Source organism: Microbacterium sp. PAMC21962 (genome assembly GCF_019443465.1).
GTDB lineage: Bacteria > Actinomycetota > Actinomycetes > Actinomycetales > Microbacteriaceae > Microbacterium > Microbacterium hominis.
This window is the reverse complement of record NZ_CP080381.1, coordinates 1,990,187-2,015,979: the sequence shown is the minus strand read 5'-3', so window position 1 is coordinate 2,015,979 and position 25,793 is coordinate 1,990,187. Positions and strand designations below refer to the sequence as shown.

26 protein-coding genes are annotated in these 25,793 nt (G+C 72.5%); 14 read left to right on the top strand and 12 right to left on the bottom strand.

Annotated elements, in window-relative coordinates; all coding sequences use genetic code 11:
- The first annotated feature begins 71 nt into the window (after positions 1-71).
- The 3 genes from KY498_RS09705 to KY498_RS09695 are packed head-to-tail and all read left to right on the top strand — an operon-like array spanning position 72 to position 3,534.
- Positions 72-1,766 (top strand): circularly permuted type 2 ATP-grasp protein, encoded by a 1,695-nt coding sequence (locus KY498_RS09705; protein WP_101305467.1) that lies wholly within the window; start codon positions 72-74, stop codon positions 1,764-1,766.
- On the top strand, positions 1,760-2,692 hold the full coding sequence (locus KY498_RS09700) for an alpha-E domain-containing protein (RefSeq protein ID WP_060959958.1): 933 nt from the start codon (positions 1,760-1,762) through the stop codon (positions 2,690-2,692). The genes KY498_RS09705 and KY498_RS09700 overlap by 7 nt, the downstream gene beginning before the upstream one ends.
- The gene (locus KY498_RS09695) at positions 2,689-3,534 is read left to right on the top strand and encodes a transglutaminase family protein (protein WP_060959957.1); all 846 of its coding nucleotides are present in this window, start codon (positions 2,689-2,691) and stop codon (positions 3,532-3,534) included. Before KY498_RS09700 ends, KY498_RS09695 begins: the two co-directional genes overlap by 4 nt.
- Before the next feature lie 12 nt (positions 3,535-3,546).
- Here the strand turns inward: KY498_RS09695 and KY498_RS09690 are convergent, their stop codons facing one another.
- Complete coding sequence (locus tag KY498_RS09690) at positions 3,547-4,842, bottom strand: ABC transporter permease (RefSeq protein ID WP_191009503.1); 1,296 nt, start codon at positions 4,840-4,842, stop codon at positions 3,547-3,549.
- Positions 4,839-5,558: an ABC transporter ATP-binding protein gene (locus KY498_RS09685; RefSeq protein WP_191009504.1), complete on the bottom strand. Its 720-nt coding sequence runs from the start codon at positions 5,556-5,558 to the stop codon at positions 4,839-4,841. Before KY498_RS09685 ends, KY498_RS09690 begins: the two co-directional genes overlap by 4 nt.
- A gap of 131 nt (positions 5,559-5,689) precedes the next feature.
- Here KY498_RS09685 and KY498_RS09680 point away from each other — a divergent pair, with 131 nt between their 5' ends.
- Positions 5,690-6,874, top strand: coding sequence for a sensor histidine kinase (locus KY498_RS09680; RefSeq protein ID WP_223848814.1), 1,185 nt, complete (start codon positions 5,690-5,692; stop codon positions 6,872-6,874).
- Positions 6,871-7,530, top strand: a complete 660-nt coding sequence (locus KY498_RS09675) for a response regulator transcription factor (RefSeq protein WP_060959952.1) — start codon at positions 6,871-6,873, stop codon at positions 7,528-7,530. The genes KY498_RS09680 and KY498_RS09675 overlap by 4 nt, the downstream gene beginning before the upstream one ends.
- Here the strand turns inward: KY498_RS09675 and KY498_RS09670 are convergent.
- Together KY498_RS09670 and KY498_RS09665 are read right to left on the bottom strand one after the other, a co-directional pair.
- Complete coding sequence (locus KY498_RS09670) at positions 7,497-9,164, bottom strand: MDR family MFS transporter (RefSeq protein WP_191009505.1); 1,668 nt, start codon at positions 9,162-9,164, stop codon at positions 7,497-7,499. The genes KY498_RS09675 and KY498_RS09670 overlap by 34 nt on opposite strands.
- 2 nt (positions 9,165-9,166) lie before the next feature.
- On the bottom strand, positions 9,167-9,772 hold the full coding sequence (locus KY498_RS09665) for a TetR/AcrR family transcriptional regulator (RefSeq protein ID WP_061782471.1): 606 nt from the start codon (positions 9,770-9,772) through the stop codon (positions 9,167-9,169).
- Positions 9,773-9,951: 179 nt separating this feature from the next.
- Between KY498_RS09665 and KY498_RS09660 the strand changes: the two genes are divergently transcribed.
- The 4 genes from KY498_RS09660 to KY498_RS09645 are packed head-to-tail and all read left to right on the top strand — an operon-like array spanning position 9,952 to position 12,596.
- Positions 9,952-10,848 carry a VOC family protein gene (locus KY498_RS09660; RefSeq protein ID WP_191009506.1) on the top strand — a complete coding sequence of 299 codons (897 nt, stop codon included), beginning with the start codon at positions 9,952-9,954 and terminating at the stop codon, positions 10,846-10,848.
- Positions 10,848-11,492: a GTP cyclohydrolase II gene (ribA, locus tag KY498_RS09655; protein ID WP_060959949.1), complete on the top strand. Its 645-nt coding sequence runs from the start codon at positions 10,848-10,850 to the stop codon at positions 11,490-11,492. Before KY498_RS09660 ends, ribA begins: the two co-directional genes overlap by 1 nt.
- A gap of 26 nt (positions 11,493-11,518) precedes the next feature.
- A complete protein-coding gene (locus tag KY498_RS09650; RefSeq protein WP_223848815.1) occupies positions 11,519-11,980 on the top strand; it encodes a MarR family winged helix-turn-helix transcriptional regulator in 462 nt (153 codons plus the stop codon).
- Positions 11,981-12,002: 22 nt separating this feature from the next.
- Entirely contained in the window at positions 12,003-12,596 is a 594-nt protein-coding gene (locus KY498_RS09645; RefSeq protein ID WP_191009507.1) for a TetR/AcrR family transcriptional regulator, read from the top strand.
- Positions 12,597-12,598: 2 nt separating this feature from the next.
- On the opposite strand, the gene KY498_RS09640 is transcribed toward KY498_RS09645, so the two are convergent.
- Genes KY498_RS09640 through KY498_RS09630 form a run of 3 tightly spaced genes read right to left on the bottom strand, consistent with a single transcriptional unit; the run spans position 12,599 to position 16,723 of the window.
- Entirely contained in the window at positions 12,599-13,078 is a 480-nt protein-coding gene (locus KY498_RS09640) for a MaoC family dehydratase (RefSeq protein ID WP_191009508.1), read from the bottom strand.
- Positions 13,075-15,105: a biotin carboxylase N-terminal domain-containing protein gene (locus tag KY498_RS09635; RefSeq protein WP_191009509.1), complete on the bottom strand. Its 2,031-nt coding sequence runs from the start codon at positions 15,103-15,105 to the stop codon at positions 13,075-13,077. The genes KY498_RS09640 and KY498_RS09635 overlap by 4 nt, the downstream gene beginning before the upstream one ends.
- A gap of 4 nt (positions 15,106-15,109) precedes the next feature.
- Positions 15,110-16,723 (bottom strand): carboxyl transferase domain-containing protein, encoded by a 1,614-nt coding sequence (locus KY498_RS09630; protein WP_060959944.1) that lies wholly within the window; start codon positions 16,721-16,723, stop codon positions 15,110-15,112.
- Positions 16,724-16,798: 75 nt separating this feature from the next.
- Between KY498_RS09630 and KY498_RS09625 the strand changes: the two genes are divergently transcribed.
- Positions 16,799-17,290 (top strand): MarR family winged helix-turn-helix transcriptional regulator, encoded by a 492-nt coding sequence (locus KY498_RS09625; RefSeq protein ID WP_101305475.1) that lies wholly within the window; start codon positions 16,799-16,801, stop codon positions 17,288-17,290.
- Here KY498_RS09625 and KY498_RS09620 read toward each other — a convergent pair.
- Positions 17,275-17,763: a MarR family winged helix-turn-helix transcriptional regulator gene (locus tag KY498_RS09620; protein ID WP_060959942.1), complete on the bottom strand. Its 489-nt coding sequence runs from the start codon at positions 17,761-17,763 to the stop codon at positions 17,275-17,277. The two genes, KY498_RS09625 and KY498_RS09620, sit on opposite strands and share 16 nt — an antisense overlap.
- A gap of 169 nt (positions 17,764-17,932) precedes the next feature.
- Between KY498_RS09620 and KY498_RS09615 the strand changes: the two genes are divergently transcribed.
- Both KY498_RS09615 and KY498_RS09610 read left to right on the top strand, forming a co-directional pair.
- Positions 17,933-18,259 carry a hypothetical protein gene (locus KY498_RS09615; protein WP_061782473.1) on the top strand — a complete coding sequence of 109 codons (327 nt, stop codon included), beginning with the start codon at positions 17,933-17,935 and terminating at the stop codon, positions 18,257-18,259.
- Positions 18,256-18,603, top strand: coding sequence for a hypothetical protein (locus KY498_RS09610; protein ID WP_061782474.1), 348 nt, complete (start codon positions 18,256-18,258; stop codon positions 18,601-18,603). The genes KY498_RS09615 and KY498_RS09610 overlap by 4 nt, the downstream gene beginning before the upstream one ends.
- A 19-nt stretch (positions 18,604-18,622) precedes the next feature.
- On the opposite strand, the gene KY498_RS09605 is transcribed toward KY498_RS09610, so the two are convergent.
- Positions 18,623-18,976: a protein-L-isoaspartate carboxylmethyltransferase gene (locus tag KY498_RS09605; protein ID WP_191009510.1), complete on the bottom strand. Its 354-nt coding sequence runs from the start codon at positions 18,974-18,976 to the stop codon at positions 18,623-18,625.
- A gap of 48 nt (positions 18,977-19,024) precedes the next feature.
- Positions 19,025-19,627 carry a TetR/AcrR family transcriptional regulator gene (locus KY498_RS09600; RefSeq protein ID WP_191009511.1) on the bottom strand — a complete coding sequence of 201 codons (603 nt, stop codon included), beginning with the start codon at positions 19,625-19,627 and terminating at the stop codon, positions 19,025-19,027.
- Positions 19,628-19,699: 72 nt separating this feature from the next.
- Between KY498_RS09600 and KY498_RS09595 the strand changes: the two genes are divergently transcribed.
- Positions 19,700-21,754: a beta-galactosidase gene (locus tag KY498_RS09595; protein ID WP_191009512.1), complete on the top strand. Its 2,055-nt coding sequence runs from the start codon at positions 19,700-19,702 to the stop codon at positions 21,752-21,754.
- Complete coding sequence (locus tag KY498_RS09590) at positions 21,751-22,332, top strand: DUF1349 domain-containing protein (protein ID WP_191009513.1); 582 nt, start codon at positions 21,751-21,753, stop codon at positions 22,330-22,332. Before KY498_RS09595 ends, KY498_RS09590 begins: the two co-directional genes overlap by 4 nt.
- Before the next feature lie 15 nt (positions 22,333-22,347).
- Here the strand turns inward: KY498_RS09590 and KY498_RS09585 are convergent, their stop codons facing one another.
- Both KY498_RS09585 and KY498_RS09580 read right to left on the bottom strand, forming a co-directional pair.
- The gene (locus KY498_RS09585; protein WP_191009514.1) at positions 22,348-23,760 is read right to left on the bottom strand and encodes a rhamnulokinase family protein; all 1,413 of its coding nucleotides are present in this window, start codon (positions 23,758-23,760) and stop codon (positions 22,348-22,350) included.
- Positions 23,757-25,793 carry a bifunctional aldolase/short-chain dehydrogenase gene (locus KY498_RS09580; RefSeq protein ID WP_191009515.1) on the bottom strand — a complete coding sequence of 679 codons (2,037 nt, stop codon included), beginning with the start codon at positions 25,791-25,793 and terminating at the stop codon, positions 23,757-23,759. The genes KY498_RS09585 and KY498_RS09580 overlap by 4 nt, the downstream gene beginning before the upstream one ends.

The following is a 25,793-nucleotide window of genomic DNA, read 5'->3' as shown; positions in this document are numbered from 1 at the left end:
GCGATGAGGGTGCGGATGCCGCGGCATCCATCGTCACACTCAGGAAACACGGCCCGGACTAGGCTCATGGCATGGGTGACCTGTTCGACGGATACGGCTCGACGCTGGCTCCACGCAAGACCGTCTCGGGCGTGCCCGCCTTCGACGAGATGTTCACCGCGCCGGCGTCCTCCGGCGCCCCGACGACCTCACGCGCGGCGTACCGCGAGCTGCATCAGGCGCTCGCGAGACTCACGCAGGAAGAACTGCGCGGACGCACCGAGTCGCTCGCCAGCTCGTACCTGGCGCAGGGCGTCACCTTCGACTTCGCGGGCGAGGAACGGCCCTTCCCGCTGGATGCCGTGCCGCGCGTGATCGAGTACGACGAGTGGTCGCACATCGAGAAGGGCGTCCAGCAGCGGGTGCGCGCCCTCGAGGCGTTCCTCGACGACGCGTACGGCCACCAGCACTGCGTGCGCGACGGGGTGCTCCCGGCGGCGCTGATCGCCTCGAGCCAGTACTACTACCGCCAGGCCGCCGGCATCCACTCCGCGAACGGGGTGCGCATCCAGGTCGCCGGCATCGACCTCATCCGCGACGAGCACGGCGAGATGCGCGTGCTCGAGGACAACGTGCGGGTGCCCTCGGGCGTCAGCTACGTCATCTCCAACCGGCGGGTCATGGCCCAGACGCTGCCCGAGCTGTTCGTCTCCATGCGGGTGCGCCCGGTCGGCGACTACCCGAACAAGCTGCTGCAGGCCCTGCGCGCGTCGGCCCCGCCCGGCATCGAGGACCCCAATGTCGTCGTGCTCACCCCCGGCGTCTACAACTCCGCCTACTTCGAGCACACGCTGCTCGCGCGCCTCATGGGCGTCGAGCTCGTCGAGGGTCGCGACCTGCAGTGCGTCGGCGGCAAGGTGTTCATGCGCACGACGCGGGGACCGCGCCGCGTCGACGTGATCTACCGCCGCGTCGACGACGACTTCCTCGACCCGCTGCAGTTCCGCGCCGACTCGATGCTGGGAGCTCCCGGCCTCATGCTGGCCGCGCGCCTGGGCAACGTCACGATCGCCAACGCGGTCGGCAACGGCGTCGCCGACGACAAGCTGCTGTACACGTACGTGCCCGACCTCATCCGCTACTACCTGGCCGAGGAGCCGATCCTCAAGAACGTCGACACGTGGCGGCTGGAGGAGCCCGAGGCGCTGGAGGAGGTGCTCGACCGGCTCGACGAGCTCGTCGTGAAGCCCGTCGACGGCTCCGGCGGCAAGGGACTGGTCGTCGGGCCCGACGCGTCGCCGGCCGAGCTGGAGAAGCTCCGCAAGAAGCTGATCCGCGATCCGCGCGGCTGGATCGCGCAGCCCGTCGTGATGCTCTCCACCATCCCCACGCTCGTCGAGGACGGCATGCGGCCCCGTCACGCCGACCTCCGCCCGTTCGCCGTCAACAACGGCGACGAGGTCTGGGTGCTCCCGGGTGGGCTCACCCGGGTCGCGCTGCCGGAGGGCCAGCTCGTGGTCAACTCGTCGCAGGGCGGCGGCTCGAAGGACACGTGGGTGGTCGGCGGTGAGGCGCCCCGCCGCGGCGACTACGCCGTGCAGACCTCCGGGGGCCTCGCCGGGCTGGTCGCGGACCAGGCGTCGGTGACCGAGGCGATCCCGATCATCTACGACGCGCAGGGGCAGCAGTCCCATTCGCCGCAGGATCGCCCCCGCACCACGCGCGAGCAGCAGGAGCAGCAGCAACAGCAGGTCTCCCGTCCGGTCGGGGGTGAGCACGGATGCTGAGTCGCATCGCGGAGAGCCTGTTCTGGATCGGACGGTACATCGAGCGCAGCGACGGGACCGCCCGCATCCTCGACGTGCACCTGCAGCTGCTGCTGGAGGATCCCTGGATCGACGAGGACACGGCCTGCCGTTCGCTCATGGGCGTCATGGGCTCCGTGCCGCCGCCGGCGGGAACCGAGGTCACCCGCTCCGACGTGCTCACGAGCCTCGCCGTCGACCGTGCCAACCCGTCGAGCATCGCCTACGCCGTGCAGGCGGCGCGCGAGAACGCGCGCCGCGCCCGCGAGATCGTGTCGACGGAGCTGTGGGAGACGCTCAACACCACCAACTCGCGGATGCCGCGGCGCCTGCACAACGAGAAGGTGCACGAGTTCTTCCAGTGGGTGCGCGAGCGCTCCGCGCTCGCCGTCGGGATCACCGACTCGTCCACGAGCCGCGACGAGGCCTGGCAGTTCCTCACGCTCGGCCGCTCGATCGAGCGCACCGACATGACGGCGCGGCTGCTCGCCACGCGTGCGCTGACCGAGGCCTCGGGGCCGTCCTGGACGACGATCCTGCGCTCGTGCGGCGCGTACGAGGCGTACCTGCGCACGTATCGCGGGATGCCGAGCGCGTCGAACGCGGCGGAGTTCCTGCTCCTGGACCGTCTGTTCCCGCGCTCGATCATCTACTCGATCGCGCAGGCCGAGGCGTGCATGCGCGCCATCGACCCCGTCGCCGACCGCGTCGGCCACTCGAACACGGTGCTGCGCGCTCTCGGCCGCATCCGCAACGACCTGGAGTACCGTCCCATCGGCGAGATCCTCAGCGAGCTGCCCGACCACATGGAGCGGGTCCAGAAGGTCACCCGAGAGGCGTCGGAGGCCATCCGCGGGCGGTTCTTCCCGACACACGCCGAGCCGAGCTGGATCGGAGAGACCTCATGATGCGCCTGCGGATCGAGCACACCACCGGCTTCGCGTACCAGGGGGAGGTGGGCGCCTCCTACAACGAGGCGCGGATGTTGCCGATCTCCACCGACAGCCAGTTCGTGCTGAGCTCCCAGCTCGACATCGACCCGTCGACGAGCGTCAACTACTACCTCGACTACTTCGGGACGCGCGTCGCCGCGTTCGACGTGCTCGCGGGCCACCGCGACCTCGAGATCACGGCGCGCTCGCTCGTGGAGGTCCGGCCGCGTCCGCTGGAGTTCCCCGAACTGAGTTGGGAGCGCCTGGCCGCCGAGAGCGCCCGCTCCATCGGCACGGTCGAGATGCTCGGCCAGTCCGTGCGGACCGCGCCGCACCCCGACGTGGTGGAGCTGGCCCGCTCGATCGCGGGCCGGCACGCCGAGCCGGCCCGCGCGGCGGTGGAGATCGCCACGGCGATCGGCGACGCGATGGAGTACATGCACGGCATCACCGGCGTGCACTCGACGGGGGCCGAGGCCTGGGCCGAGCGCAAGGGCGTCTGCCAGGACATCACCCACATCACGCTGGGCGCCCTGCGCGCGGTCGGCATCCCCGCCCGGTACGTCTCCGGCTACCTGCACCCCGACCCGGACGCCGAGGTCGGAGCGCCCACGACGGGCGAGTCGCACGCGTGGGTCGAATGGTTCTCCGGCGGCTGGCAGGGCTTCGACCCGACCAACAACGTGGAGATCGGCGACCGCCACGTGCTCGTCGGCCGCGGCCGCGACTACAACGACGTCCCGCCGCTGCGGGGCGTCTACGCCGGCCCGTTCAAGAGCAACCTTCACGTCAAGGTCACCGTCACCCGGGAGGCGTAGCGCCCCGCGCCGTCACTCGTAGCGCAGCGACTCGACCGGGTCGGCTCGCGCGGCCCGCGCCGCCGGCAGCGTGCCGGCCAGGAACGCGATGCCCATCACGATCAGCGTCGTGACCAGGATGGAGACCGGGTCGAAGGCGATCAGCTCGAGGCCCGGCAGGTCGGAGAACAGGCTCGTGGCGAGCTGCGCGCTCACCGCCGTGCCGACGACGATCGCGACCAGCGCGCCGATCGCGCTGCCGAGGAAGCCGATGACCACCGCCTCGAGGCTGAACAGCGTGAAGACGCGGCCGCTGCCCATGCCCATCGCCTTCATGAGCCCGATCTCCCGGGTGCGCTCCTGCACCGACATCAGCAGGGTGTTGACGATGCCGAAGCTCGCCGCCAGCAGCGCGATGACCGCGAACGCGTTCAGCACGAGCACGATGCCGTTGATGACGGCGGTGAAGGTGCCGAGCTGATCTGCGACGGTCGTGGCGGTGTACCCCTGCGCCGACAGCGCGGCCTTGACGTCGTCGAGCTGCGCCGGCGTCGCGTCGGCGGACACCCAGGCGTCGGCGCTCGCGAAGCGGTCCAGCTGGTCCTGGGGTACGCCGTCGTTCTGCAGCGCGAACATCGCATCGGTGAGGGCGGTGTTCGGCGTGACGGAGGTGCCGGCGGCGAAGGCCGCCTCGGTGACCCCGGTGATCCGGGCGGTGACGGTGTGCTGTGCGCGCAGGGGGTCGGTGACGGCGATCGTGGCCGTCTTGCCCACGGCATCCTCCGCGTCGGCGAAGCCGAGCGGCTCCACGAGGGCGAGGGGGATGGCGACCTGCGGCGTGCCGTCGGCGTCGTCGGGTGCGGCTCCGGCGGCCAGCTGCAGGGTCTGACCGGCGACGAGCGTCCCGACGCTCGCGACGTAGCGGGGACCGTCCGCGTACTGGATGTAGTCCGCCGTCACGGTGCGCACCGGCTCCACCTTCAGGATGCCGTCGGTGGCGGTGATCGCGGCGATGTCGTCGGGCGTGAGCGCCGTCACCGACGCCGTGCCGCCGCCGGGGGCTCCGGGCTGGGTCGACGCGACGGCGTCGGGGTCGTACTCCTGCGGGCCGCCGCCGGTCGCGGCGACGGTCTTGGTCACCGTCAGCACGTCGGAGGCGCCGAAGGAGGCGACCGTGCTGTCGATGAACCGGTTGATGCCCGTGCCCAGCCCGTTGGTGATGGTGAGGGTGAAGGCGCCGACGAAGATCGCGAGGATGGTGAGGATCGTGCGCGTCTTCGAGCGGAACGTGTTGCCGACGGCGGTGGTCAGCAGATCGGCGGTCTTCATGCGGCGCTCCTCTCGTCGGGGACGAGCACGCCGTCGCGGATCTGGACGCGGCGGTCGCAGCGCGCCGCGAGCTCCTCGTCGTGGGTGACGACGATCAGCGTGATGCCGTGCTCGCGGTTGAGGCGGAAGAGGATTTCCTCGACCACCGCTCCCGTCGCCGAGTCGAGGTTGCCGGTGGGCTCGTCGGCGAAGATCACGTCGGGATCGTTCACGAGCGCACGCGCGATGACGGCGCGCTGCTTCTGCCCGCCCGACAGCGCCGTCGCCTTGTTGCGCGCCTTGTCGGCCATGTCGAGCTCGGCGAGGGCGGCCATGCCGCGGCGGCGGCGCTCCGCGCGGCTCACCCCCGCGATCTTCAGCGGCAGCACGACGTTGTCGAACACCGAGGCGCTGGAGGTCAGGAAGAACTGCTGGAAGACGAACCCGAACGTCTTGTTGCGGGTGCGGTTCAGGCGGCGGCCGCGGAGGGTGTCGGCATCCACGCCGTCGAGCAGCACCCGCCCGCTGGTGGGGGCGTCCATGAGCGCGAGCAGGTGCATGAGCGTGGACTTGCCCGAACCGCTCTTGCCGACGATCGCGATGCTCTCTCCCCGCCGGATGTCGAGGCTGACGCCGCGGAGAGCGTCGAAGCGGGCGGAGCCGCGGCCGTAGGACTTGTGCAGGTCGTGGACGGAGAGCAGGGGCGGGGGCGCGGACGGCGCCGGATCGGATGTCATGACGACCAGCCTTCCCGTCGGCCGGCGCGGCGGCATCCCGTCGCTGCGGCAGATGCGTACCCCAGGCGGGGGATGCCGGGATCCCTCGCCGGGGCGATCCGTTGCGGTGCCCGGGGCGTCAGACTGGAGTCGTGAGCTCACCGGACGACACCTTCCCGCCGCCGCACCCCGTGGGCCCGGCGTGGGCGGCGGACGTCGTCCTGGTCGTGCTCGTCCTCCTCCCCGCCCTGCTCCCCCTGCCGATGGCCGAGCTGCGGCCGTCGACTCCGCTCGTCCTCGTCCTCGTCCTCCTGCCCGCCCCGGCGCTGCTGCTGCGGCGGCGCTGGCCGGTGGTGACGCTCGCGCTCTGCGCGGCCGCCTACGTCGCCGCGCTGGTGTGCGGCACGAACTCTCCCGGGGCGGCGCTCGCGGCGCTGGTGGCGATGTTCATCGTCGCCCGCGACACCTCCCGTCGCACCGCCGTCGCAGCGGCCGCGATCGTGGTCGCCGTCGTGGTGGGCGTGGGCATCGGGGTCACCGTCGCGACGAGAGCCGACACGCGGTTCCTGCAGATCGGGCTCGCCCTGGCGCTCGCGGCCGCGGTCGGCGACGGGGTCCGCTCGCGCCGCGCGTACCTGACGGCCGTCGTCGACCGCGCCCGCCGCGCGGAGCAGACCCGCGACGCCGAGGCCCGTCGGCGCGTCACGGAGGAGCGGCTGCGCATCGCGCGCGATCTGCACGACGCGGTCGCCCACCAGATCTCCGTGATCAGCCTCAATGCAGGGGTGGCCTCGGCGGCGCTCGACTCCCGCCCGGAGCGGGCGCGGGAGGCGCTCTCGACGATCCGCACGGCGTCCCGCGACGTGCTCAGCCAGATCGGCGGCATGCTCAGCGTGCTGCGCGCGGATGAGACGACCGCGCTGCGGGAGCAGCCGGGGCTGGCCCGGCTGCCGGAGCTCGTGGAGTCGGTGCGGGTCGCCGGTCTCGACGTGGTGCTGCGCGACGAACGCGGCGACCTCGCCGACACCCCGCTTCCGCTGGCGGTCGACATCGTCGCGTACCGGGTCATCCAGGAGGGGCTCACCAATGCGCTCAAGCACGGGGCCGGCGCGCGGGCGCACGTCCTCCTGCGGCTCGAGGACGACGCGCTCGAGGTCGTGGTCACGAACCCCGTCGACCGCAGCCTGCCGGTCGAGTCGGGCCCGGCATCCGGGTTCGGCCTGCTGGGGCTGAAGGAGCGCGTGGGGTCCGTGCGGGGCCGGCTCGAGTCGGGGCGCGCGCCGGGCGGCTTCCGGCTCGCGGCGCGGCTGCCGATCGATGCGGTGGTCGCCTCGTGATCGCCGTGGTCGTGGTCGACGATCAGGCGCTCATCCGCACCGCCGTGCGCGACCTCCTCGACGGCGAGCCGGACATCACGGTGGTCGCGGAGGCGACGGACGGCGAGAGCGCCGTCGAGGAGGTGCGCCGCCGACGACCGGATGTGGTGGTCATGGACATCCGGATGCCGCGCATGGACGGCATCGAGGCGACCACCCTGATCTGCCGCGACCCCGCCCTCGCCGACACGCGCGTGCTCATCCTCACCACGTTCGAGGAGGACGAGTACGTCGTCGCGGCGCTGCGCGCGGGAGCGAGCGGCTTCGTGGGCAAAGGCGCCGAGCCGGAGGAGATCGGCCGCGCCGTCCGCGCGGTCCACGCCGGCGACGAGCTGCTCTCGCCGGCCGCCACCCGCGCGCTCATCGGCAGATTCGTGCGCTCGACGGCCCCGGTCGCGGCGCCCCGCTCGCTCGCGCCGCTGACCGACCGCGAGCGGGAGATCCTCGTGCTCGTGGCCCGCGGCCGCTCCAACGATGCGATCGCGGCCGAGCTGTTCATCTCGCCGCACACCGCCAAGACCCACCTCAAGCGCGTGATGACCAAGCTGGGCGCGCACGACCGCGCCCAGCTGGTCATCGCCGCCTACGAGAGCGGACTGGTCGCGCCCGGGTCCTGATCGTCACCGGTCGCCGGGGCGCCGGTGCCGGCGGCGGCGCGCTGCTTCCGCTCCCGCTCCTCGGCCTCGGCGCCGCCGATCGCCTCGCCGCGCGCGACGAGGCCGGCGACGTCGGAGAGGGGGATCTGCTTCAGCGTGAGCGCCAGCACGAAGGCGAGGGCGATGAAGGGGACGAGGTACCAGAACACCGGCGCCAGCGCGTCCGCGTAGGCGTTCACGATCCCGTCGCGCACCTCCGGGGGAAGGGTCGCGAGCGTCTGCGGGTCGAGGTTCGCGGTGGCCGCCGCCGACTCCGACGCGCTGGCCCCCGCGGAGGAGAAGACGTCCCGGAGGTTGTCGGTGAGCCGCGTCGTGAAGAGGGTGCCGAACACCGCGGTGCCGAGGGCGGCGCCCACCTCGCGGAAGTAGTTGTTGGTGCTGGTGGCGGTGCCGACCTCGGCGGCGGGCACCGCGTTCTGCACGACCAGGACCACGACCTGGATGATCAGGCCCAGGCCCGCGCCGAAGAAGAACAGGAAGACGCAGATGAGCCAGATCGGCGTCGCGGCGGTGAGCGTCGTCATCGCGATCATCGACGCGCCCGTCACCAGCGTGCCCACGATCGGGAAGATCCGGTAGCGCCCCGAACGGCTGATGAGGATGCCGGAGGCGATGGAGGTGCCCATCAGTCCCGCCATCATGGGCACCATCAGCAGCCCCGACTCGGCCGCCGAGGTGCCGGAGGACATCTGCAGGAACGTGGGCACGAACCCGATCGCCGCGAACATCCCGATGCCGAGCGTCAGTCCGATCGCCGTCGCGTTGAGGAACACCGGGTTGCGGAACAGGTGGAGCGGGATGATGGGGTCCTCGGCGCGGGACTCGACGAGGACGAAGCCGCCCGCCGCGATGAGCAGCCCCAGACCCCACGCCCAGGTGGCGGGCGAGGTCCAGCCGAAGTCGGTGTCGCCGCCGAAGTCGGTGAAGAAGATGAGGCAGGTCGTCGCGATCGACAGCAGCACGATGCCGAGGACGTCGATCCGGCGGGTCGCGCGCTTGTCGGGCAGCGTCAGCGCGAACAGGGCGATGACGAACGCCGCGATGCCGACGGGGATGTTGATGTAGAACGCCCACTGCCAGGTCAGGTGGTCCACGAAGAACCCGCCCAGCAGGGGGCCGGCGATCGCGGAGAGGCCGAAGACGGCGCCGAGCGGGCCGAGGTACTTGCCGCGCTCCGAGGCGGGGACGATGTCGGCGATGATCGCCTGCGACAGGATCATCAGGCCGCCGCCGCCCAGCCCCTGCACGGCGCGGAAGAACACGAACATCCAGAAGTCGCTCGCCAGCGCGCAGCCGACCGAGGCCAGGGTGAACAGCGCGATCGCGATGAGGAACAGGCGGCGCCGGCCGAGCACGTCGCCGAACTTGCCGTAGACGGGCATGACGATCGTGGTCGCGAGCAGGTAGGCGGTGGTGATCCACACCTGGTGCTGGACTCCGCCCAGCTGGCCGACGATCGTGGGCATGGCCGTCGAGACGATCGTCTGGTCCAGACTCGACAGGAGCATCCCGGCGATGAGCGCGCCGAAGATGATCCAGACGCGCCGCGGGGTGAGCAGCAGGGGGGAGGCGGACGGCGAGGCGGCGGCGGACATGGTCATTCCTTCGGCGAGGTCGGGGAGAGGGCGGCGCGGCCCGCGTCGGCGCGGCGGCGCAGGAGGGTGAGGAAGTCGGGGTGCTCCTCGTCGAAGAACGCCGCGATCGCGGACCGCAGGAGCGGATTGATCATCCGCACGAGCATGTCGACGACGAGCGGGTCGGTCGGCGCGTCGGGGCGGCTGCGCACCAGCGCGATGTCGTTGACCTCGGCATCCGCCATGATCGACATCAGCTGGGCGTGCAGGCGCGGCTCGTCCGCGAGCAGGCGCCCGACCTCCTCGGCCTCCGTCCGGGTGTGGCCCATCAGCGCCCAGCGGGCGGCGTGCAGGTGCAGGTAGTCGTCGAGCAGGTCGCCGTCGCCGTGCACGAACCGCTCGTCGAGCTCCTCGAGATGCGCGCGCAGCGTGAGCCCGAGCACGGCGTTCTCCTTCGATGCGAAGTAGTTGAAGAACGTCCGGCGTGAGACCCCGACGTCGGCGCACAGCTGGTCGATCGTGAACCCGTTGAGTCCGTGCGCGGCGGTCAGCCGTCGTGCGGCGGTGCGCAGCGCGGCCGCTGTCTCGGCGATGCGTCTCCCGCGGGATCCGTTTGCACTCTCAGTCACAGAGTGCATGTTTGCACTCTTGGGGCGACAGTGCAAATTTCACGGATTCACGGCGCGGGGAATGCGGATCGCACTTTGTTGTTGCATCAACCATCGCCGCTCGGAGTCGCCGACGGCCCACCGAAAGGACCGCTCGTGCTCATCGTCTCCTTGTCCGTCGTCGGTGGCGGGGCGCCGGCATGAGGGCCGCGACCCTCGACTGGCGGCCCGCGCCGGTGCACACCGCGGGTGCCGCCGCCGACGCCACGCGGATGGACACCGTCGAGCTGCTCGTGGGCGACCTCGACGCGCAGACCGCGTTCTACCGCGATGCCGTCTCGCTCGAGATCCTCGACCAGTCCGGCGCGCAGGCGACCCTCGGCCGTGACGGCATCCCGATCGTCGCGCTCACGCACGCCCCCGAGCTCCCGCCGTTCGACCGCCACGGTGCGGGCCTGTACCACACGGCGATCGCGTTCCCCGATCGCGCGGCGCTGTCGGCGGCCGTGATGTCGATGGCGCGCCGCGCCGGCGGCACCTTCGAGGGCGCGACCGACCACACCTTCAGCAACGCGTTCTACTTCCACGACCCCGAGGGCAACGGCATCGAGCTGTACTGGGATCTGCCCACCGAGGTCTGGCAGGACAAGCCCGCCGGATGGATGCCGCGCAACACCGCGATCGACCCCAACGCCTTCCTCCGCGAGCACTTCGACCCGGCCCGCACGACCGCCGACGAGGCCACCGTCGGCCACGTCCACCTGCAGGTCGGCGACATCCCCACCGCCCGGCGCTTCTACGTCGACACGCTCGGCTTCGACGTGTCGATCGACGTGGGCTCCGCGCTGTTCCTCTCGGCGGGCGGCTACCACCACCACATCGGACTGAACACGTGGCACAGTGCGGGCGCCGGACCGCGGGCCGTGTCGCTCGGACTCGGCGACGTGCGGCTGCGGATGCCGGAGCGCGACGACGTGCTCGCGCTCGCCGATCGTGCGCGGCACGCGGGCATCGCGGTGCAGGACGACGGCGCCGGGGTGCGCCTGCGCGATCCGTGGGGGACGCTGCTGACCGTGCTTCCCGAGGGGAGCGCCTGATGGCGCTCACGGCCGGCGGGCTGCCGGCGGCGACCGTCCGCACCGCGGTGACGGTGCCGCTGCGCTTCTCCGATGGGTACGAGACGACGGCGCGCGTGCACACCTTCCACGCCCTGGTGGACGGCGCCGAGCACCTGCTGCTGAGCTTCGAGGGGCGAAGGCCCCGCGCGCGGGAGAGCGCACCGCTGGTCCGTCTGCACAGCGAGTGCCTCACGGGCGACGTCTTCGGATCCGAGCGGTGCGACTGCGGACCGCAGCTGCGCGAGGCCGTCGAGCGGCTCTCCGAGGACGGCGGAGCGCTCCTCTACCTCCGGCAGGAGGGACGAGGCATCGGGCTGTACGCGAAGCTCGACGCCTACGCGCTGCAGGACGAGGGGCTCGACACCTACGAGGCCAACACGGCGCTCGGGCACGGCGAGGACGAGCGCGACTACAGCGCCGCGGCGCAGATGCTGCACGCCGTCGGCATCCACCGGCTGCGTCTGCTCACGAACAACCCCGACAAGGTCGCGCAACTGCGCGCGCTCGGCGTCGAGGTGGCGGATGCCGTGGCCACCGGCGTGCACCTGACGGACGCGAACGCGCGCTACCTGCGTGCCAAGCGGGACCACACCGGTCACACGATCGACGTCCCCGCGGCCTGAGGATCATGGTGTATCCCGTTCCGCGCATGACCACCGCCGAAGCAGAGGCCTGGCTGGGGCTCATCCGCGTGTGCGACCTGCTGCCCAGCGCGCTCGACTCGCAGCTGCAGCGCGACTCCGCCCTGACGCACTACGAGTTCGGGGTGATGACCTTCCTCCGGCGCATGCCGGAGGCCACGGCCACCATGAGCGAGGTCGCCGAGGCGACCAACGCCACGCTGTCGCGGCTGTCCCATGTGTGCTCGCGCCTGCAGACGCGGGGTCTCGTGCTCAAGAGCGGGTGCCCCACCGACCGTCGGGTGAGCCGGGTGACCCTGACCGGCGCGGGGCGCCGGGAGCTCATCCGGGCCACCCCCGGCCACATCGCGACGGCCCGCTCGCTCGTGGTCGACGCGCTCTCCGCGGACGATCTCGCCCACCTGGCGCGGATCACGGCCGTCCTCGGCGAGCGTCTCGACCCGGACCACCGGTTCGGGGCGCACCAGTGAGCGGCGTCGGTACGCTGGCACCGTGACCACCTGGCGCAGCTCGCAGAAGGCCGACCGGCGCGCGCGACTGCTCGTGGAGGCGGCGGCGCTGTTCGCCCGTCGCGGCTTCGCCGCCGTCACCACCGTCGAGATCGGCGAGGCGGTGGGGATGAGCGGCCCGGCGCTGTACAAGCACTTCCCGAGCAAGGACGCGATCCTCGCCGAGCTCCTGGTCGACGCCAGCGAGCGGCTGCTGCAGGGCGGCCGCGAGATCGTCGCGGGCGCAGGTCCGTCCGACGCCGTCGCCGCGGGAGCCGTGCTCGACGAGCTCATCGCGTTCCACATCGGCTTCGCGACGGCGGCGCCCGACATCATCCGCATCCAGGATCGCGAGCTCGCCGGTCTCGACTCCGACACCAACCACCGGGTGCGGCGGCTGCAGCGCGCGTACGTCGCCGAGTGGGACGTCGTGCTCGCCACCGCCGCGCCGGCCCTGAGCGCGCCCGAACGCGAGACCCGCCTGCTCGGCGTCTTCGGCCTGCTCAACTCGACGCCGCACAGTGCGGGGGCGAGCGGGGACGACGCGGCACGGATCCTCGCCGGGATGGCGCGGCGTGCGCTGCGGGACGAGGCCTGAGCTCACCCCTCCTCGGTCGGTGCGCACCGCATGAGCACGCTGCGGGTCGCGGTCGCCACGACCTCGCCGCGCTGGTTGCGCATCGTGTGGGCGAGCTCGACGACGCCCTGACCGGGACGTGAGGCGGACCGCCGCGTGCCGACGACGAGCGTCTCGGCGTACAGCGTGTCACCGTGACGCACGGGAGCCGGGAAGCGCACCTCCCCGAATCCCAGGTTCGCCACGATCGTGCCCTGGGTCAGCTGCGCGACCGAGAGGCCGACCATCGTCGAGAGCGTGAACATGCTGTTGACGAGCCGCTCGCCGAACTCCGTGCCGGCCGCCCACGCGGCATCCAGGTGCAGCGACTGCGTGTTCATGGTGAGCGTCGTGAACAGCACGTTGTCGGTCTCCGTCACGGTGCGCCCCGGGGCGTGCACGTAGAGCGCCCCCTCGACGAACTCCTCGAAGTACAGTCCCCGCTGCCGGATGACCTCGCTCACGTCGTCCCCTCCTCGTCCTCGTCCTCGTGCCCATCCTCGTCCGCGGGCTCGATCGCGGCGACCACGCCGCCGCGCACCACCTGGTCGCCGACCGCGACACGCAGGCGGAGGATGCCGTCGACGCCGGCCCGCAGCACGTGCTCCATCTTCATCGCTTCCACGGCGACGACCGGCTCTCCCGCGCGCACCCGCGCGCCGTCGTGCGCGGCCACCATCACGACGGTCCCCGGCAGGGGGGAGGCGATCGTCGGCGACGCGTCCGCGCGGTCGTCCGCGGCGCCGTCGATCGTGCGCTCGGAGACGAGGACGGCTCCGGCGTCGCTGCGCAGCCACAGCCCCGCGGGGGCGGCGGCGACCGGGAAGGTGCGGCCGCGACCGTCGATGACGACCGTGGCCGACCCGCCGTCCGCGCCATGCCGCCGCACGGATGCCGCGACCGGCGCCGTATCGCCGACGGCGACGCGCAGCGGCGTGGACCACACCCGCACGCGGGCGTCGGCGTCGGCGGACACGAGGTCGTACACGCTCGGGGCCGCCGCCGCGCCGAGACGCCAGCCGTCGGCGCGGCTCCAGGGGCCGCTCACGGTCGCGTCGGGGGCCCGGGTCGCCGACGCCGCGTGCATCACGAGCGCCGCCTCCGCGAAGGTGCGCTCCGTGACGTCGGGGAAGGGCAGCTCGTCGAAGACGCGGGCGATCAGGCCGGTGTCGAGCGCGCCGGAGACCACCTCGGGGCGCTCCAGCAGCAGGCGGAGGAACGTGAGGTTCGTCTCGAAGCCGAAGATCGCCGTCCCGTCGATCGCGCGCACGAGGCGCCGGCGCGCCTCCTCCCGGTCGGGGCCCCACGCGATGAGCTTCGCCAGCATCGGGTCGTAGTCGGTCGAGACGACGAGGCCGTCCTCGAGTGCCGTGTCGACCCGCACCCCGGCCCCCGACGGGTGGACGACGCGCGTGACCGGACCGCCGGTGGGCAGGAACCCGGCGCGCGGGTCCTCCGCGTAGACGCGCGCCTCGATCGCGTGACCGTCCAGGCGCACGTCCTCCTGGGCGAACGGCAGCGGCTCCCCGGCGGCGATCCGCAGCTGCAGCTCGACGAGGTCACGGCCCGTGACCATCTCGGTGACGGGATGCTCCACCTGCAGACGGGTGTTCATCTCCATGAAGAAGAACGTGTCGGGCCGGTCGCCCGGCACGATGAACTCGACCGTGCCCGCTCCGACGTAGCCGACGCTCCTCGCCGTCTCGCACGCGGCCGCGCCGATGCGCGCGCGGGTCGCGGCGTCGAGCAGAGGGGAGGGCGCCTCCTCGACGACCTTCTGGTGGCGCCGTTGCAGCGAGCACTCGCGCTCGCCGAGGTGCACCACCGTGCCGTGCGCATCGGCGAGGATCTGCACCTCGATGTGGCGCGGTGCGGTGACGTAGCGCTCCAGGAACAGCGTGTCGTCGCCGAAGGATGCCGCGGCCTCCCGGCGGGCGGCGGCGACCGCGGCTGGAAGCCCCGCGGCCTCCGTGACGACGTGCATGCCCTTGCCGCCGCCGCCCGCGGACGGCTTGATCAGCACCGGGAAGCCGACCTCCGCCGCCCCCGCGATCAGCTCCGCGTCGGTGAGGCCGGCGCGGGCGATGCCGGGGACGGTGGGCACGCCGCGCGCGGCGACGGTGCGTTTGGCGGAGATCTTGTCGCCCATGACCTCGATCGCCTCGGGCGACGGGCCGATGAAGACGAGGCCCGCGTCGGCGCAGGCCCGTGCGAAGGCGGCGTTCTCGGCGAGGAAGCCGAACCCCGGATGGATCGCCTCGGCACCGGTGGCGAGCGCGGCATCCACCACGCGTTCGATCGACAGGTAGCTCTGCGCGGCGGCGGCGGGCCCCAGCCGCACCGCCTCGTCGGCCAGGCGCACGTGGAGCGCGTCGGCGTCGGCGTCGCTGTAGACGGCGACCGAGCGGATGCCGAGCGTGCGCAGTGTCCGGATGATGCGGACGGCGATCTCGCCGCGGTTGGCGATGAGGACGGTGCGGAGGGCGCTCATGCGATCACATCCGGAAGACGCCGTAGCCGGCGTCGGGCATCGGGGCGCGGGCGACGACGTCGAGGGCGAGCCCCAGCACGTCGCGGGTCTGCGCGGGCTCGATCACCCCGTCGTCCCAGAGACGCGCGGTGGAGTAGTAGGGGCTGCCCTGGTGCTCGTACTGCGCACGGATCGGCGCCTCGAACGCCTCCTTCTCGGCGGTGGTCCAGGGGGTGCCGGCGGCGTCGAGCTGCTCGCCGCGCACCGTGGACAGGACGGACGCCGCCTGCGGCCCGCCCATGACCGACACCCGCGCGCCGGGCCAGAGCCAGAGGAACCGGGGCGAGTAGGCGCGCCCGCACATCGAGTAGGTGCCGGCGCCGAACGAGCCGCCCACGACGACCGTGAGCTTGGGCACCCGCGCGCACGCAACGGCGTTGACCATCTTCGCGCCGTGCTTCGCGATGCCGCCGTGCTCGTACTCGCGGCCGACCATGAAGCCCGTGATGTTCTGCAGGAACAGCAGCGGGATGCCGCGCTGGTCGCACAGCTCGACGAAGTGCGCGCCCTTGAGCGCCGACTCGCCGAAGAGCACGCCGTTGTTCGCGACGATGCCGACGGGGTGGCCGTGGAGGTGCGCGAAGCCGGTGACGAGCGTCTCGCCGTACTCGCGCTTGAACTCGCTGAAGCGACTGCCGTCGACGAGGCGGACGATGATCTCGCGGGCGTCGTAGGGCGTGGTCAGTTCGACCGGGACGACGTCGTACAGCGAGTCCGGGTCGTGCAGCGGCGGGTCCGCGGGCCCGAGCCGATACGGCAGCGGTGCCGGCTCGGGCACCGTCGCGACGATCTCGCGGACGATGCGCAGCGCGTCCGCGTCGTCGGCGGCCAGGTGGTCGGTGACGCCGGAGATGCGCGAGTGCGTGACGCCGCCGCCCAGCTCTTCGGCGCTGACCACCTCGCCGGTCGCGGCCTTCACGAGCGGCGGGCCGCCGAGGAAGATCGTCCCCTGATCGCGGACGATCACGGTCTGATCGCTCATCGCCGGGACGTACGCGCCGCCGGCGGTCGAGGAGCCCAGGACGGCCGCGATCTGCGCGATGCCGTCCCGCGACATCCGGGCCTGGTTGTAGAAGATGCGTCCGAAGTGGTCGCGGTCGGGGAACACCTCGTCCTGGAGGGGGAGGAAGGCGCCGCCCGAGTCGACGAGGCAGATGCACGGCAGGCGGTTCTCCGCGGCGACCTCCTGCGCGCGCAGGTGCTTCTTCACGGTCATCGGGTAGTACGTGCCGCCCTTGACGGTCGCGTCGTTGGCGACGACCATGACGTGCCGACCGTGCACGAGCCCGATCCCCGCGACGACCCCGGCCGCGGGCGCCTCGCCGTCGTAGAGGCCGTCGGCGGCGAGAGGGGCGAGCTCGAGGAAGGGGCTGCCGCGGTCGAGCAGCAGATCGATCCGGTCGCGCGCCAGCAGCTTGCCGCGCGCGGTGTGCCGGCGCCGCGACGGTTCGGGGCCGCCGAGGGCCGCGGCCTCCCGCTTCGCCCGCAGCTCCGCGACGAGGGCGCGATACCCGTCCGTGGTCGTCGTCGACACGGCATCCTCATTTCGGTTATCAATCAGTAACCCGATCAGGAACATAGCGCCTGCGCCGCCGAATGTCCACCGTCGGCGCCGTTCTGGGACGGCGCGGCGCGCGTGGGGCACAATGATGCGATGAGCACGACGCCCGATCAGCCCGCGTCCTACTGGTACGTGGACGACGATGCGCGGTCGACGTCGGTCATGGAGGCCATGCGCTCCTACCGGGCGGCCGAGGTCGCGATGCGTCGACGGACGCAGCAGTCGATGGACATGGGCGAGAACGAGCTGCTCGTCCTGCGCTTCCTCGCCCGGGCGCGACTGCGGGGCGAGCCGGTGACCCCCGTGACGCTGAGCAGATATCTCGGCATCACCTCGGCATCCACGACGGCGCTGCTGGATCGCCTGGAGAGGTCGGGGCACATCACGCGCACGCCGAACCCGGGGGACCGGCGCAGTGTGCTGATCGCGTCGAGCGAGAAGTCAGACCTCGAGGTGCGTCACACCCTGTCGGCGATGCACGAGCGCATGATGGCGGTCGTTCGCGAGATGGACGAGGACCAGCGCGACACCGTCATCCGGTTCCTGGATGCGATGCGCGTGGCCGTGGATCACATCGACGCGTAGTCGCGCGAGACGACCGATCCGGCGATCTCGTCGGCGGCGCCGGTCGCGGCGTCCAGGAAGCTCAGCACGGCGGCCCGCCCCGACGGGTCGAGCCTGCGGATGGCCGCGGCCACGCGGTTCTCGAAGGCGTCGACGAGGTCGGCGACCTCCGCCGCGGCCCGCTCGGTCGGCGCGATGAGGATGCTGCGGCGGTCGGTGGGGTGGTTCACGCGCTGCACGCTGCCGAGGCGCTCCAGGCGGTCCAGCAAGGCGGTCGTGGATGCCGAGCTGATGCCGAGGTGGCGGGAGATCTCGCTCGGTTTGACGTCCAGGCCGTCGCGGTCGCAGGCGAGGACGTACTGAAGGATGCGCAGTTCGTTCTCGCCCAGTGCGGCGTTGGCCCGGACGCGCTGATGCATCTGCGCGTCCGCGGCCCGGAAGCGCGCGAGCGCATCCAGGACATCGGTCGTGCCGGATGTGTGTGTGGTCGTCACCGCACTCACCTCCACTCAGAGTCGGCGCCCGTAAAGGGTTCGGTGACACCAATATAGCTCATGATATATCTCGCTTGACTAACTACTTATTCACGGAATAACCTACTTCACGACAGATCCACCGCTGCGGCGAGGCCGAGCCCGACGCGCACCGAATGAGGGAGTCACGATGGGACGCTTGTACTACGGCAACACCAGCGACGCGATCGAGGTCGACGACACCGACCTGGCTCACCTGAGGATGGTGGCGATGACGAAGCTGCGTCGTTCCGAGGGCTTCAGCCTCACCTTCTCGTCGCCGACGCGTGGCCGCAGCGCCCTCTGGGTGCACTGCGCCATCCCGCTGCGCTTCGAGTTCGATGCGGCGGAGCCGATCCGCCTCGAGCCGGCGCGCGTCAACGAGCTGGCCCAGGCCGCCGCCTCCGCGGCGGGCATCGTCGTCGAGCTGGCCGCCGAGGCCGTGCCCTCGCGTGCCGAACTGGCGGCCGTCGCATGAGCGTGCTCGCCCTCGCGTCGGCGCCCACCGGCCGCGTGACCTGGGCGGCCGTCAGCGACGGCTTCTACGTCGCCTCCCGCGTCGGTGACTACGTCGGATGCGTCGAGTGCACGCCCGACGGTCACTTCGTGGGGTTCGACTTCCGCTCCACCCCCGTCGGGCGCTACGCGTCGCTCGGGGAGGCGCAGCGCGCCGTCGGCGGCGCCCACGAGGCGCGCCCCCTGCTCCCGTCACCCGAGCCGTCGCCCCGCGCGCAGGCGCTGTGGCAGACCGCCGCCGCGATCAGCGGGGTGGTGGCGCTGGGCGCCCTCGCGACCGCGGTGCTCACGACACCGCTGGTGTGAGCGCGCCGGCCGGCCGGCGCTAGGAGGCGCTCGCGGTCTCGGCGATGGCCTTCTCGGTGCGCTCCTGCAGGAAGCCGCACAGCTCGGCGACGGCGGCGAGATCGGCGGACAGGCGTGCGACGCCCGCGGCATCCAGGTCGAAGCTGTCGGCCCGCGCCTCGAACGTGACCACCCATCGCGGGCCCTCGTCGTGGACGACGGGCTGGATGTAGGTGACGGTGGAGGCGTTGCTCAGGGCGACGACGACGAGGCCCGAATCGGGGCCGGGGGTGTAGTCCTTCTCGAGGACGGAGATCGACGACTCGGCCGCCGGGTGGCCCGCGAGGTACTCGCGCACCCATGCTTCGACCGTCGCTTGATTGCGGTAGGGCATGGGACCTCGATCCTGGGTGTCGACGCGCCTGGCGGCACGCCTGTCCCATTATGCCGTGCGCGGGCGCAGGAGCGAGGTCAGCAGGAGCTCCATCGCGGCGACGGGATCGGCGTCGTCGGCGAGCCAGCGGATCTGGATCCCCTCCCATCCCGTGACGATGAGGCCCGCCAGGGCCGTGTCGTCGTCGTGGATCGGCGCGATCCGCCCGCGGGCGCGGTCGTGGGCGATCAGCCCGGCGTAGTCCGTGATGACGGACGCGTAGCGGCGCTGGAGCCACTCGTGCGCCTCGTGCCCCGGGTAGGTCGCCTCGGCGGAGACGATCGAGAACATGCGCACGAGCTCGCGGCGGCCGAGGTTGCGCCGGACGACGCCGAGCACGGCCGGGAGCAGGCCGTCGCGCCGTGCACGCTCGGGGAAGTCGGCGTCGGCGGCGTCCTCCTGCTCGAGCACCGCGGCCAGCAGTGAGACCTTGGTGGGGAAGTGGTGCATCACCGTGGTGAGGCTGAGGCCGAGCTCGGCGGCGATCTGCCGCAGCGACCCGCCGCGGTAGCCGTGCGCGCTGAAGATGGCGGTCGCCGACGCGATGATCTCGGACCGCCGCTCCGCCGACTTCGCGTACGGCCCGCGGCGAGCGGGCGACGAGGTGGCCATGGCATCAGAGCGTACCGCGCGGCTCTCCGAAAAAACCGTGCATGTGCACGATATTCGTTATAGGATGCCGACATGGCAACGCACGCGCGGGAGTATCGCTGGGTTCGAGACGGAGCAGTGGGGGCAGGACGCATGCGCTACGGCGCGGACTACAACCCCGAGCAGTGGTCGCGCGACGTCTGGGCGGAGGACATGCGCCTCATGCGCGAGGCCGGCGTGAACATCGTCTCTCTCGCGATCTTCTCGTGGGCGCTGCTGGAGCCGCGTCCCGGCGAGTTCGACTTCGGCTGGCTCGACGAGGTCATCGACCTGCTCCACGAGAACGGGATCGACGTCGACCTCGCCACCGCCACGGCATCCCCGCCCGCGTGGCTCTCGCAGCGTCACCCCGAGATCCTGCCCCAGACCGAGGACGGCACCGTGCTGTGGCCCGGCGCCCGGCAGCACTGGCGGCCGACCTCGCCCGTCTTCCGCACGCACGCGCTGCGACTCGTGCGGGCGCTCGCCGAGCGCTATCGCGACCATCCCGCGATCGTCGCGTGGCACATCTCCAACGAGCTCGGCTGCCACAACCTCTACGACTACTCCGACGACGCCGCGGCCGCCTTCCGCACCTGGCTGCGCGACCGGTACGGCACCCTCGACGCCCTCAACGAGGCGTGGGGCACCGCCTTCTGGTCGCAGCACTACACGGAGTGGGAGCAGATCCTGCCGCCGCGCACGGCGCCCACCCACCGCAACCCCGGCCAGCGCCTCGACTTCGAGCGCTTCTCCTCGGGCGCCGTGCGCGACCACCTGCGGGCGGAGGCCGCCGTGCTGGCCGAGCTCACCCCCGACATCCCCTTCACGACCAACTTCATGGTCGCCCAGAACGTCCGCGACATCGACTACCCGACGTGGGCGGGCGACGTCGACTTCATCTCGAACGACCACTACCTGCGCCCGGGTGAGCTGGGCCGCGACGACGTCTCCTTCTGGGCCAACCTCACGGGCAACATCGCCGAGGGACGCCCCTGGTTCCTCATGGAGCACGCCCCCAGCGCCGTCAACTGGCGCGAGGTGAACCCGCCGAAGCGCCCGGGGGAGCTGATGCGCGACGCCCTCACCCACGTCGGGCACGGCGCGGATGCCGTCTGCTTCTTCCAGTGGCGCCAGTCGCGCGCCGGAGGCGAGCGCTTCCACTCGGGGATGGTGCCGCACGCCGGCGAGCACAGCCGCGTGTTCCGCGACGTCGCCGCCCTCGGCGCGCGACTGGGGGAGCTCGGCGCCGTCACGGGCTCGCACCGCGAGCGCGCGCGCGTCGCGCTGGTCTTCGACTACGAGTCCTGGTGGGTCAGCGGCCGCGACTCCCACCCCTCCGACGCGCTGCGCTACGACGACGAGACCCTCGCCTGGTACCGGGCGCTGCTCGATCTCGGCGTCCGCGCCGACGTCGTCCCCGTCGCGGCGTCCCTCGACGGCTACGACATCGTCGTCGCCCCGATGCTGCACGTCGTGCCCGACGCCCTGCGGACACGGCTCGAGCACGTGGTGCGAAGCGGGCGCCACCTCGTGACCACCGCCTTCTCCGGCATCGTCGACGAGCACGACCGGGTGTGGCTCGGCGGCTACCCCGGGGCGCTGCGGGAGGTGCTCGGCGTCACCGTCGAGGAGTTCGTCCCGCTTCTGGCCGACGAGACGGCGCGACTGGCCTCCGGGGCCGTCGCGACGCACTGGAGCGAGCGGATCAGCCACGTCGCCGACGATGTCGAGGTGCTCGACACCTACGCCGCGGGCGATCTGGCCGGGATGCCGGCGGTCACGCGTCGCCGCGTCGGCGCCGGGTCGGCCACATACGTCTCCGCCGACACCGGCCGTGACGGGGCGCGCGCGGTGCTGGAGCGCCTCGCGGGCGACATCGGCGCGCTGGCCGGTGACCCCCTCGCCGCCGACGGCCGACTCGAGGTCATCGTCCGCGTCGACGCCGCGCGTCGCCATGTCTTCGTCGTCAACCGCACCGACGACGAGGTCGTCGTGGACGATCCCGAGCTCGGTGCGCTGCGCGTGGCGCCCCGCGGTGTCGAGACGCGCAGCATCCCGGCGCAGGAGCCCGCGCTCGCCGGCGCGCACGGAAGGATGGACGCATGAGCGAACGCATCGACTGGAGCGCCGGCACCTGGACCACACCGCCCGCGGCGGCGGTGGTGCGCGAGGACGGGCTGGCCGTCGTCGCGGTCGAGGGCAGCGACGCCTGGCGCCGCACGGCCTACGGCTTCATCCACGACACCGAGCACGCGCTGCTGGCCCCGTTCGAGGTCGGCACGGCGATGGAGGTCGTCTTCATCGCCGACTTCACGGCGCAGTTCGATCAGGCGGGCCTGTTCGTGCGCGCCGACGACGAGCGGTGGATGAAGGCCGGCGTCGAGAACGCGGACGGGGTGCTCGGCGTGGGCGCGGTCGTCACCGACGTCATGTCCGACTGGTCGGTCGGCGCGGTGCCGGAGTGGGCGGGCCGCCGACTCCGCGTGCGGGTCAGCCGCGGAGCCGACGCGCTGACGGTGCGCGCCGGCATCGACACCGAGCCGCTGCGTCTCGTGCGCGTCGCGCCGTTCGCGGGCGAGCTCGCCGCCCAGGCCGGCCCGTTCGTGTGTGCGCCGATGCGCGCCGGGCTCGAGGTCGTGTTCGCCGAGTGGACGCGCACCGACGCCGACGCGTCGCTGCACTGACGACGCGCCCCGCGATCACGTCTGCGGCAGGTAGCGACGCGGTGCGTGCGTCTGCGCGACCAGGTCGCGCAGCGCGTCGAGCGAGCCGCTGACGACGCCCGCGGCGCGTGCCTGCACCAGCACGTTGCCCAGCGCGGTCGCCTCGACGGGGCCCGCGAGCACCGGCATCCCGGAGCGGTCTGCGGTGCGCTGGCAGAGCAGCTCGTTGCGGGCCCCACCGCCCACGAGGTGGATCGTGCGCACGGCGACACCCCCCAGCCGGCTCGTCGTGACGACGGCGTCGGCGAAGGCCTGGGCGAGCGACTCCACGATCGCCCGCACATAGGCGGCGCGGGAGCGCGGCGGCGCGACGTCGTGCTCGGTGCACCAGGCGTCGATGCGGGCCGTCATGTCGCCGGGCGGCAGGAAGCGCGGATCGTCGACGTCGAACACGGGCACGGCGGATGCCGGGACGAGCGCGGCCGCCGCGAGCAGCTCCGACAGGTCGGCGCCGGCGCCGTCGGAGGACCAGCCGCGCACCGCCTCCGTCAGGATCCACAGGCCCATCACGTTGTGCAGCAGACGCACCCGCCCGTCGACCCCGCCCTCGTTGGTGACGTGCGCGGCCGCGACGGCGTCGTCCAGCACCGGATGCTCCACCTCGACGCCGACCAGGCCCCACGTTCCGCAGGAGATGTAGGCGGCCGCGTCCGCCCGCATCGGCACGGCCACCACGGCGGAGGCCGTGTCGTGCGAGCCGACCGCCGTGACCGGGGCCGTCCCGCCCAGCGCCGCCGCGACGTGCGGCAGGAGCGCGCCGACCCGCTCGCCGGGCGCGATCAGCTCGGGAAGCAGCGACCGCGGCACGCCGAGCCGCGCGGCGAGCTCGTCGTCCCAGCGGCGGGTGCGCGCGTTCAGCAGCCCCGTCGTGGACGCGTTGGTGAGCTCGGCCCGGGCCCGGCCGGTGAGCCAGTACGCGATCAGGTCGGGGACGAGCAGCGCCGTGTCGGCGATCGCGAGCACCTCGGGCGGCTCGGCGGCGAGCTGGTACAGCGTCGTGAAGGGCAGGAACTGCAGGCCGTTGCGGGCGAACAGCTCGGGGTATGGCACGCGGGCGTGCGCGCTCCCGACGCCGCGCTCCGTGCGCGCGTCGCGATAGTGGAACGGGAGGCCGAGCAGGCGCCCGTCCCGCAGCAGCCCGTAGTCGACGGCCCAGGAGTCGACGCCGATGCTCGCGATCGCGGGCTCGGCGCGGAACGCGTCGCGCAGGCCCCGCAGCGCCGCGGCGTACAGGCCGGGGATGTCGCCGTGCAGGCCGTCACCCAGGCGCAGCGGGGCATTCTCGAAGCGCGCGATCGTCGTGGTCTCCAGCGTGCCCCGGCCGACGTGCCCGAGGATGACGCGGCCGCTCGTCGCGCCCAGGTCGACGGCCGCGACCGCCGCGGTCATCGCAGGAACGCGGCGGCGACGCCGGAGTCGACCGGGATGTGCAGTCCCGTGGTGCGGCTGAGGTCGGGCCCGGTCAGCACCGCGACGGCGTCGGCGACGTTCTCGGGGACGACCTCGCGACCGAGGATCGTGCGGGCGGCGTAGAACTGCCCGAGCTCCTCCTCCTTCACGCCGTAGGTCGCGGCGCGGTTCGCGCCCCACCCCGAGGCGAAGATCCCCGAGCCGCGCACCACGCCGTCGGGGTTGATGCCGTTGACCCGCACGCCGTGCGCGCCCAGCTCGACCGCGAGCAGGCGCACCTGATGGGCCTGATCGGCCTTCGTCGCCGAGTACGCGACGTTGTTGGGGCCCGCGAAGACGCTGTTCTTCGACGAGATGTAGACGATGTCGCCGCCGAGGCCCTGGGCGATGAGCACGGATGCCGCGGCCTGCGACACCAGGAACGAGCCCTTCGCCATGACGTCGTGCTGGAGGTCCCAATCGGCCTCCGTCGTCTCCAGCAGCGGCTTCGACAGCGACAGTCCCGCGTTGTTGACGACGAGGTCCAGGCCCCCGAACGCGAGCACGGCGTCGGCCACGGCGGCCCGCACGGCCTCGCCGTCGGCCACGTTCACGGCGACCCCGACCGCGACGTCGCCGCCCCCGAGCTCGGCGGCGGCCGCTCGGGCCTTCTCGAGGTCGAGGTCGGCCACCACGACGCAGGCGCCGGCCGCGGCGAGGCGGGCCGCGGTGGCCTTGCCGATGCCGCTCGCGGCGCCGGTCACGAGCGCGATGCGGCCCTGGTGGCTCTTCGGCGCGGGGCGGCGCTGCAGTTTCGCCTCCTCGAGCGCCCAGTACTCGATGCGGAACTTCTCCGCATCCGAGATCGGCGTGTACGTCGAGACCGCCTCCGCTCCGCGCATGACGTTGATCGCGTTGACGTAGAACTCGCCCGCCACGCGCGCGGTCTGCTTGTCGGCGCCGTAGGAGAACATGCCGACGCCCGGCACGAGCACGATCAGGGGATCGGCGCCGCGCATCGCCGGGCTGTCGGCCGTCGCGTGCCTCTCGTAGTAGTCGCGGTAGTCGGCGCGGTACTGGGCGTGCAGCTCCCGCAGTCGGGCCAGCTGCTGGTCGACCGACGCCGTCGCGGGCAGGTCGAGCAGCAGCGGCTTCACCTTGGTGCGCAGGAAGTGGTCGGGGCAGCTCGTGCCGAGCGCCGCCAGGGCGGGCGCCTTCTGCGAGGCCAGGAAGTCGAGCACGACCGGGGAATCGGTGAAGTGTCCGAGCAGGGGGCGATCGGTGGAGACGAGCCCGCGGATCGTGGGGGCCAGCGCCGCCGCCCGGGCGCGCCGCTCGGCGGCGGGGAGCGCGTCGAATCCCTCACGGACGGCCCCGAACGGCGCGGGGCCGCCGTGCTCGGCCAGGTAGGCGGCCGCGGTGTCGATGATCCACGACGAGTTGCGCTCGGCATCGTCGGAGGTGTCGCCCCACGCCGTGATGCCGTGCCCGCCGAGGATCGTGCCGATCGCCTGCGGGTTCTCTGCGGCGATCGCCGCGATGTCGAGTCCGAGCTGGAAGCCGGGGCGCCGCCAGGGCACCCAGACGACGCGGTCGCCGAAGATCGTCCGCGTCAGCTCGGGCCCGTCGGCCGCCGTCGCGATCGCGATGCCCGAGTCGGGGTGCAGATGGTCGACGTGTGCGGCATCCACGAGGGCGTGCATCGCGGTGTCGATCGACGGCGCCGCGCCGCCCTTGCCGTGGAGGCAGTAGTCGAAGGCGGCCACCATCTCGTCTTCGCGGTCGACTCCGGGATAGATGTCGACCAGCGCGCGCAGACGGTCCCGCCGCAGCACGGCCAGGCCCTCGGGCGCGAGGGTCCCCAGGTCGCCGCCCGAGCCCTTGACCCACAGCAGCTCGACCGGCGCGCCGGTGACGGGGTCGATGTCCTCGCCCTTGGCCGACGTGTTCCCGCCGGCGTAGTTGGTGTTCTTCGGGTCGGAGCCCAGGCGGTTGCTGCGCGCGATGAGCGCGGCGGCGGTGGGGTTCGTCAT

What these genes read in the sequence shown, in the direction of transcription:
- KY498_RS09705 (WP_101305467.1), top strand. Translation starts at nt 72, where the DNA reads ATGGGTGACCTGTTCGACGGATACGGCTCGACGCTGGCTCCACGCAAG.
- KY498_RS09700 (WP_060959958.1), top strand. Translation starts at nt 1,760, where the DNA reads ATGCTGAGTCGCATCGCGGAGAGCCTGTTCTGGATCGGACGGTACATC.
- KY498_RS09695 (WP_060959957.1), top strand. Translation starts at nt 2,689, where the DNA reads ATGATGCGCCTGCGGATCGAGCACACCACCGGCTTCGCGTACCAGGGG.
- KY498_RS09690 (WP_191009503.1), bottom strand. Translation starts at nt 4,842, where the DNA reads ATGAAGACCGCCGATCTGCTGACCACCGCCGTCGGCAACACGTTCCGC.
- KY498_RS09685 (WP_191009504.1), bottom strand. Translation starts at nt 5,558, where the DNA reads ATGACATCCGATCCGGCGCCGTCCGCGCCCCCGCCCCTGCTCTCCGTC.
- KY498_RS09670 (WP_191009505.1), bottom strand. Translation starts at nt 9,164, where the DNA reads ATGTCCGCCGCCGCCTCGCCGTCCGCCTCCCCCCTGCTGCTCACCCCG.
- KY498_RS09660 (WP_191009506.1), top strand. Translation starts at nt 9,952, where the DNA reads ATGAGGGCCGCGACCCTCGACTGGCGGCCCGCGCCGGTGCACACCGCG.
- ribA (WP_060959949.1), top strand. Translation starts at nt 10,848, where the DNA reads ATGGCGCTCACGGCCGGCGGGCTGCCGGCGGCGACCGTCCGCACCGCG.
- KY498_RS09650 (WP_223848815.1), top strand. Translation starts at nt 11,519, where the DNA reads ATGACCACCGCCGAAGCAGAGGCCTGGCTGGGGCTCATCCGCGTGTGC.
- KY498_RS09635 (WP_191009509.1), bottom strand. Translation starts at nt 15,105, where the DNA reads ATGAGCGCCCTCCGCACCGTCCTCATCGCCAACCGCGGCGAGATCGCC.
- KY498_RS09630 (WP_060959944.1), bottom strand. Translation starts at nt 16,723, where the DNA reads ATGTTCCTGATCGGGTTACTGATTGATAACCGAAATGAGGATGCCGTG.
- KY498_RS09625 (WP_101305475.1), top strand. Translation starts at nt 16,799, where the DNA reads ATGAGCACGACGCCCGATCAGCCCGCGTCCTACTGGTACGTGGACGAC.
- KY498_RS09615 (WP_061782473.1), top strand. Translation starts at nt 17,933, where the DNA reads ATGGGACGCTTGTACTACGGCAACACCAGCGACGCGATCGAGGTCGAC.
- KY498_RS09610 (WP_061782474.1), top strand. Translation starts at nt 18,256, where the DNA reads ATGAGCGTGCTCGCCCTCGCGTCGGCGCCCACCGGCCGCGTGACCTGG.
- KY498_RS09605 (WP_191009510.1), bottom strand. Translation starts at nt 18,976, where the DNA reads ATGCCCTACCGCAATCAAGCGACGGTCGAAGCATGGGTGCGCGAGTAC.
- KY498_RS09600 (WP_191009511.1), bottom strand. Translation starts at nt 19,627, where the DNA reads ATGGCCACCTCGTCGCCCGCTCGCCGCGGGCCGTACGCGAAGTCGGCG.
- KY498_RS09595 (WP_191009512.1), top strand. Translation starts at nt 19,700, where the DNA reads ATGGCAACGCACGCGCGGGAGTATCGCTGGGTTCGAGACGGAGCAGTG.
- KY498_RS09590 (WP_191009513.1), top strand. Translation starts at nt 21,751, where the DNA reads ATGAGCGAACGCATCGACTGGAGCGCCGGCACCTGGACCACACCGCCC.
- KY498_RS09585 (WP_191009514.1), bottom strand. Translation starts at nt 23,760, where the DNA reads ATGACCGCGGCGGTCGCGGCCGTCGACCTGGGCGCGACGAGCGGCCGC.
- KY498_RS09580 (WP_191009515.1), bottom strand. Translation starts at nt 25,793, where the DNA reads ATGACGAACCCCACCGCCGCCGCGCTCATCGCGCGCAGCAACCGCCTG.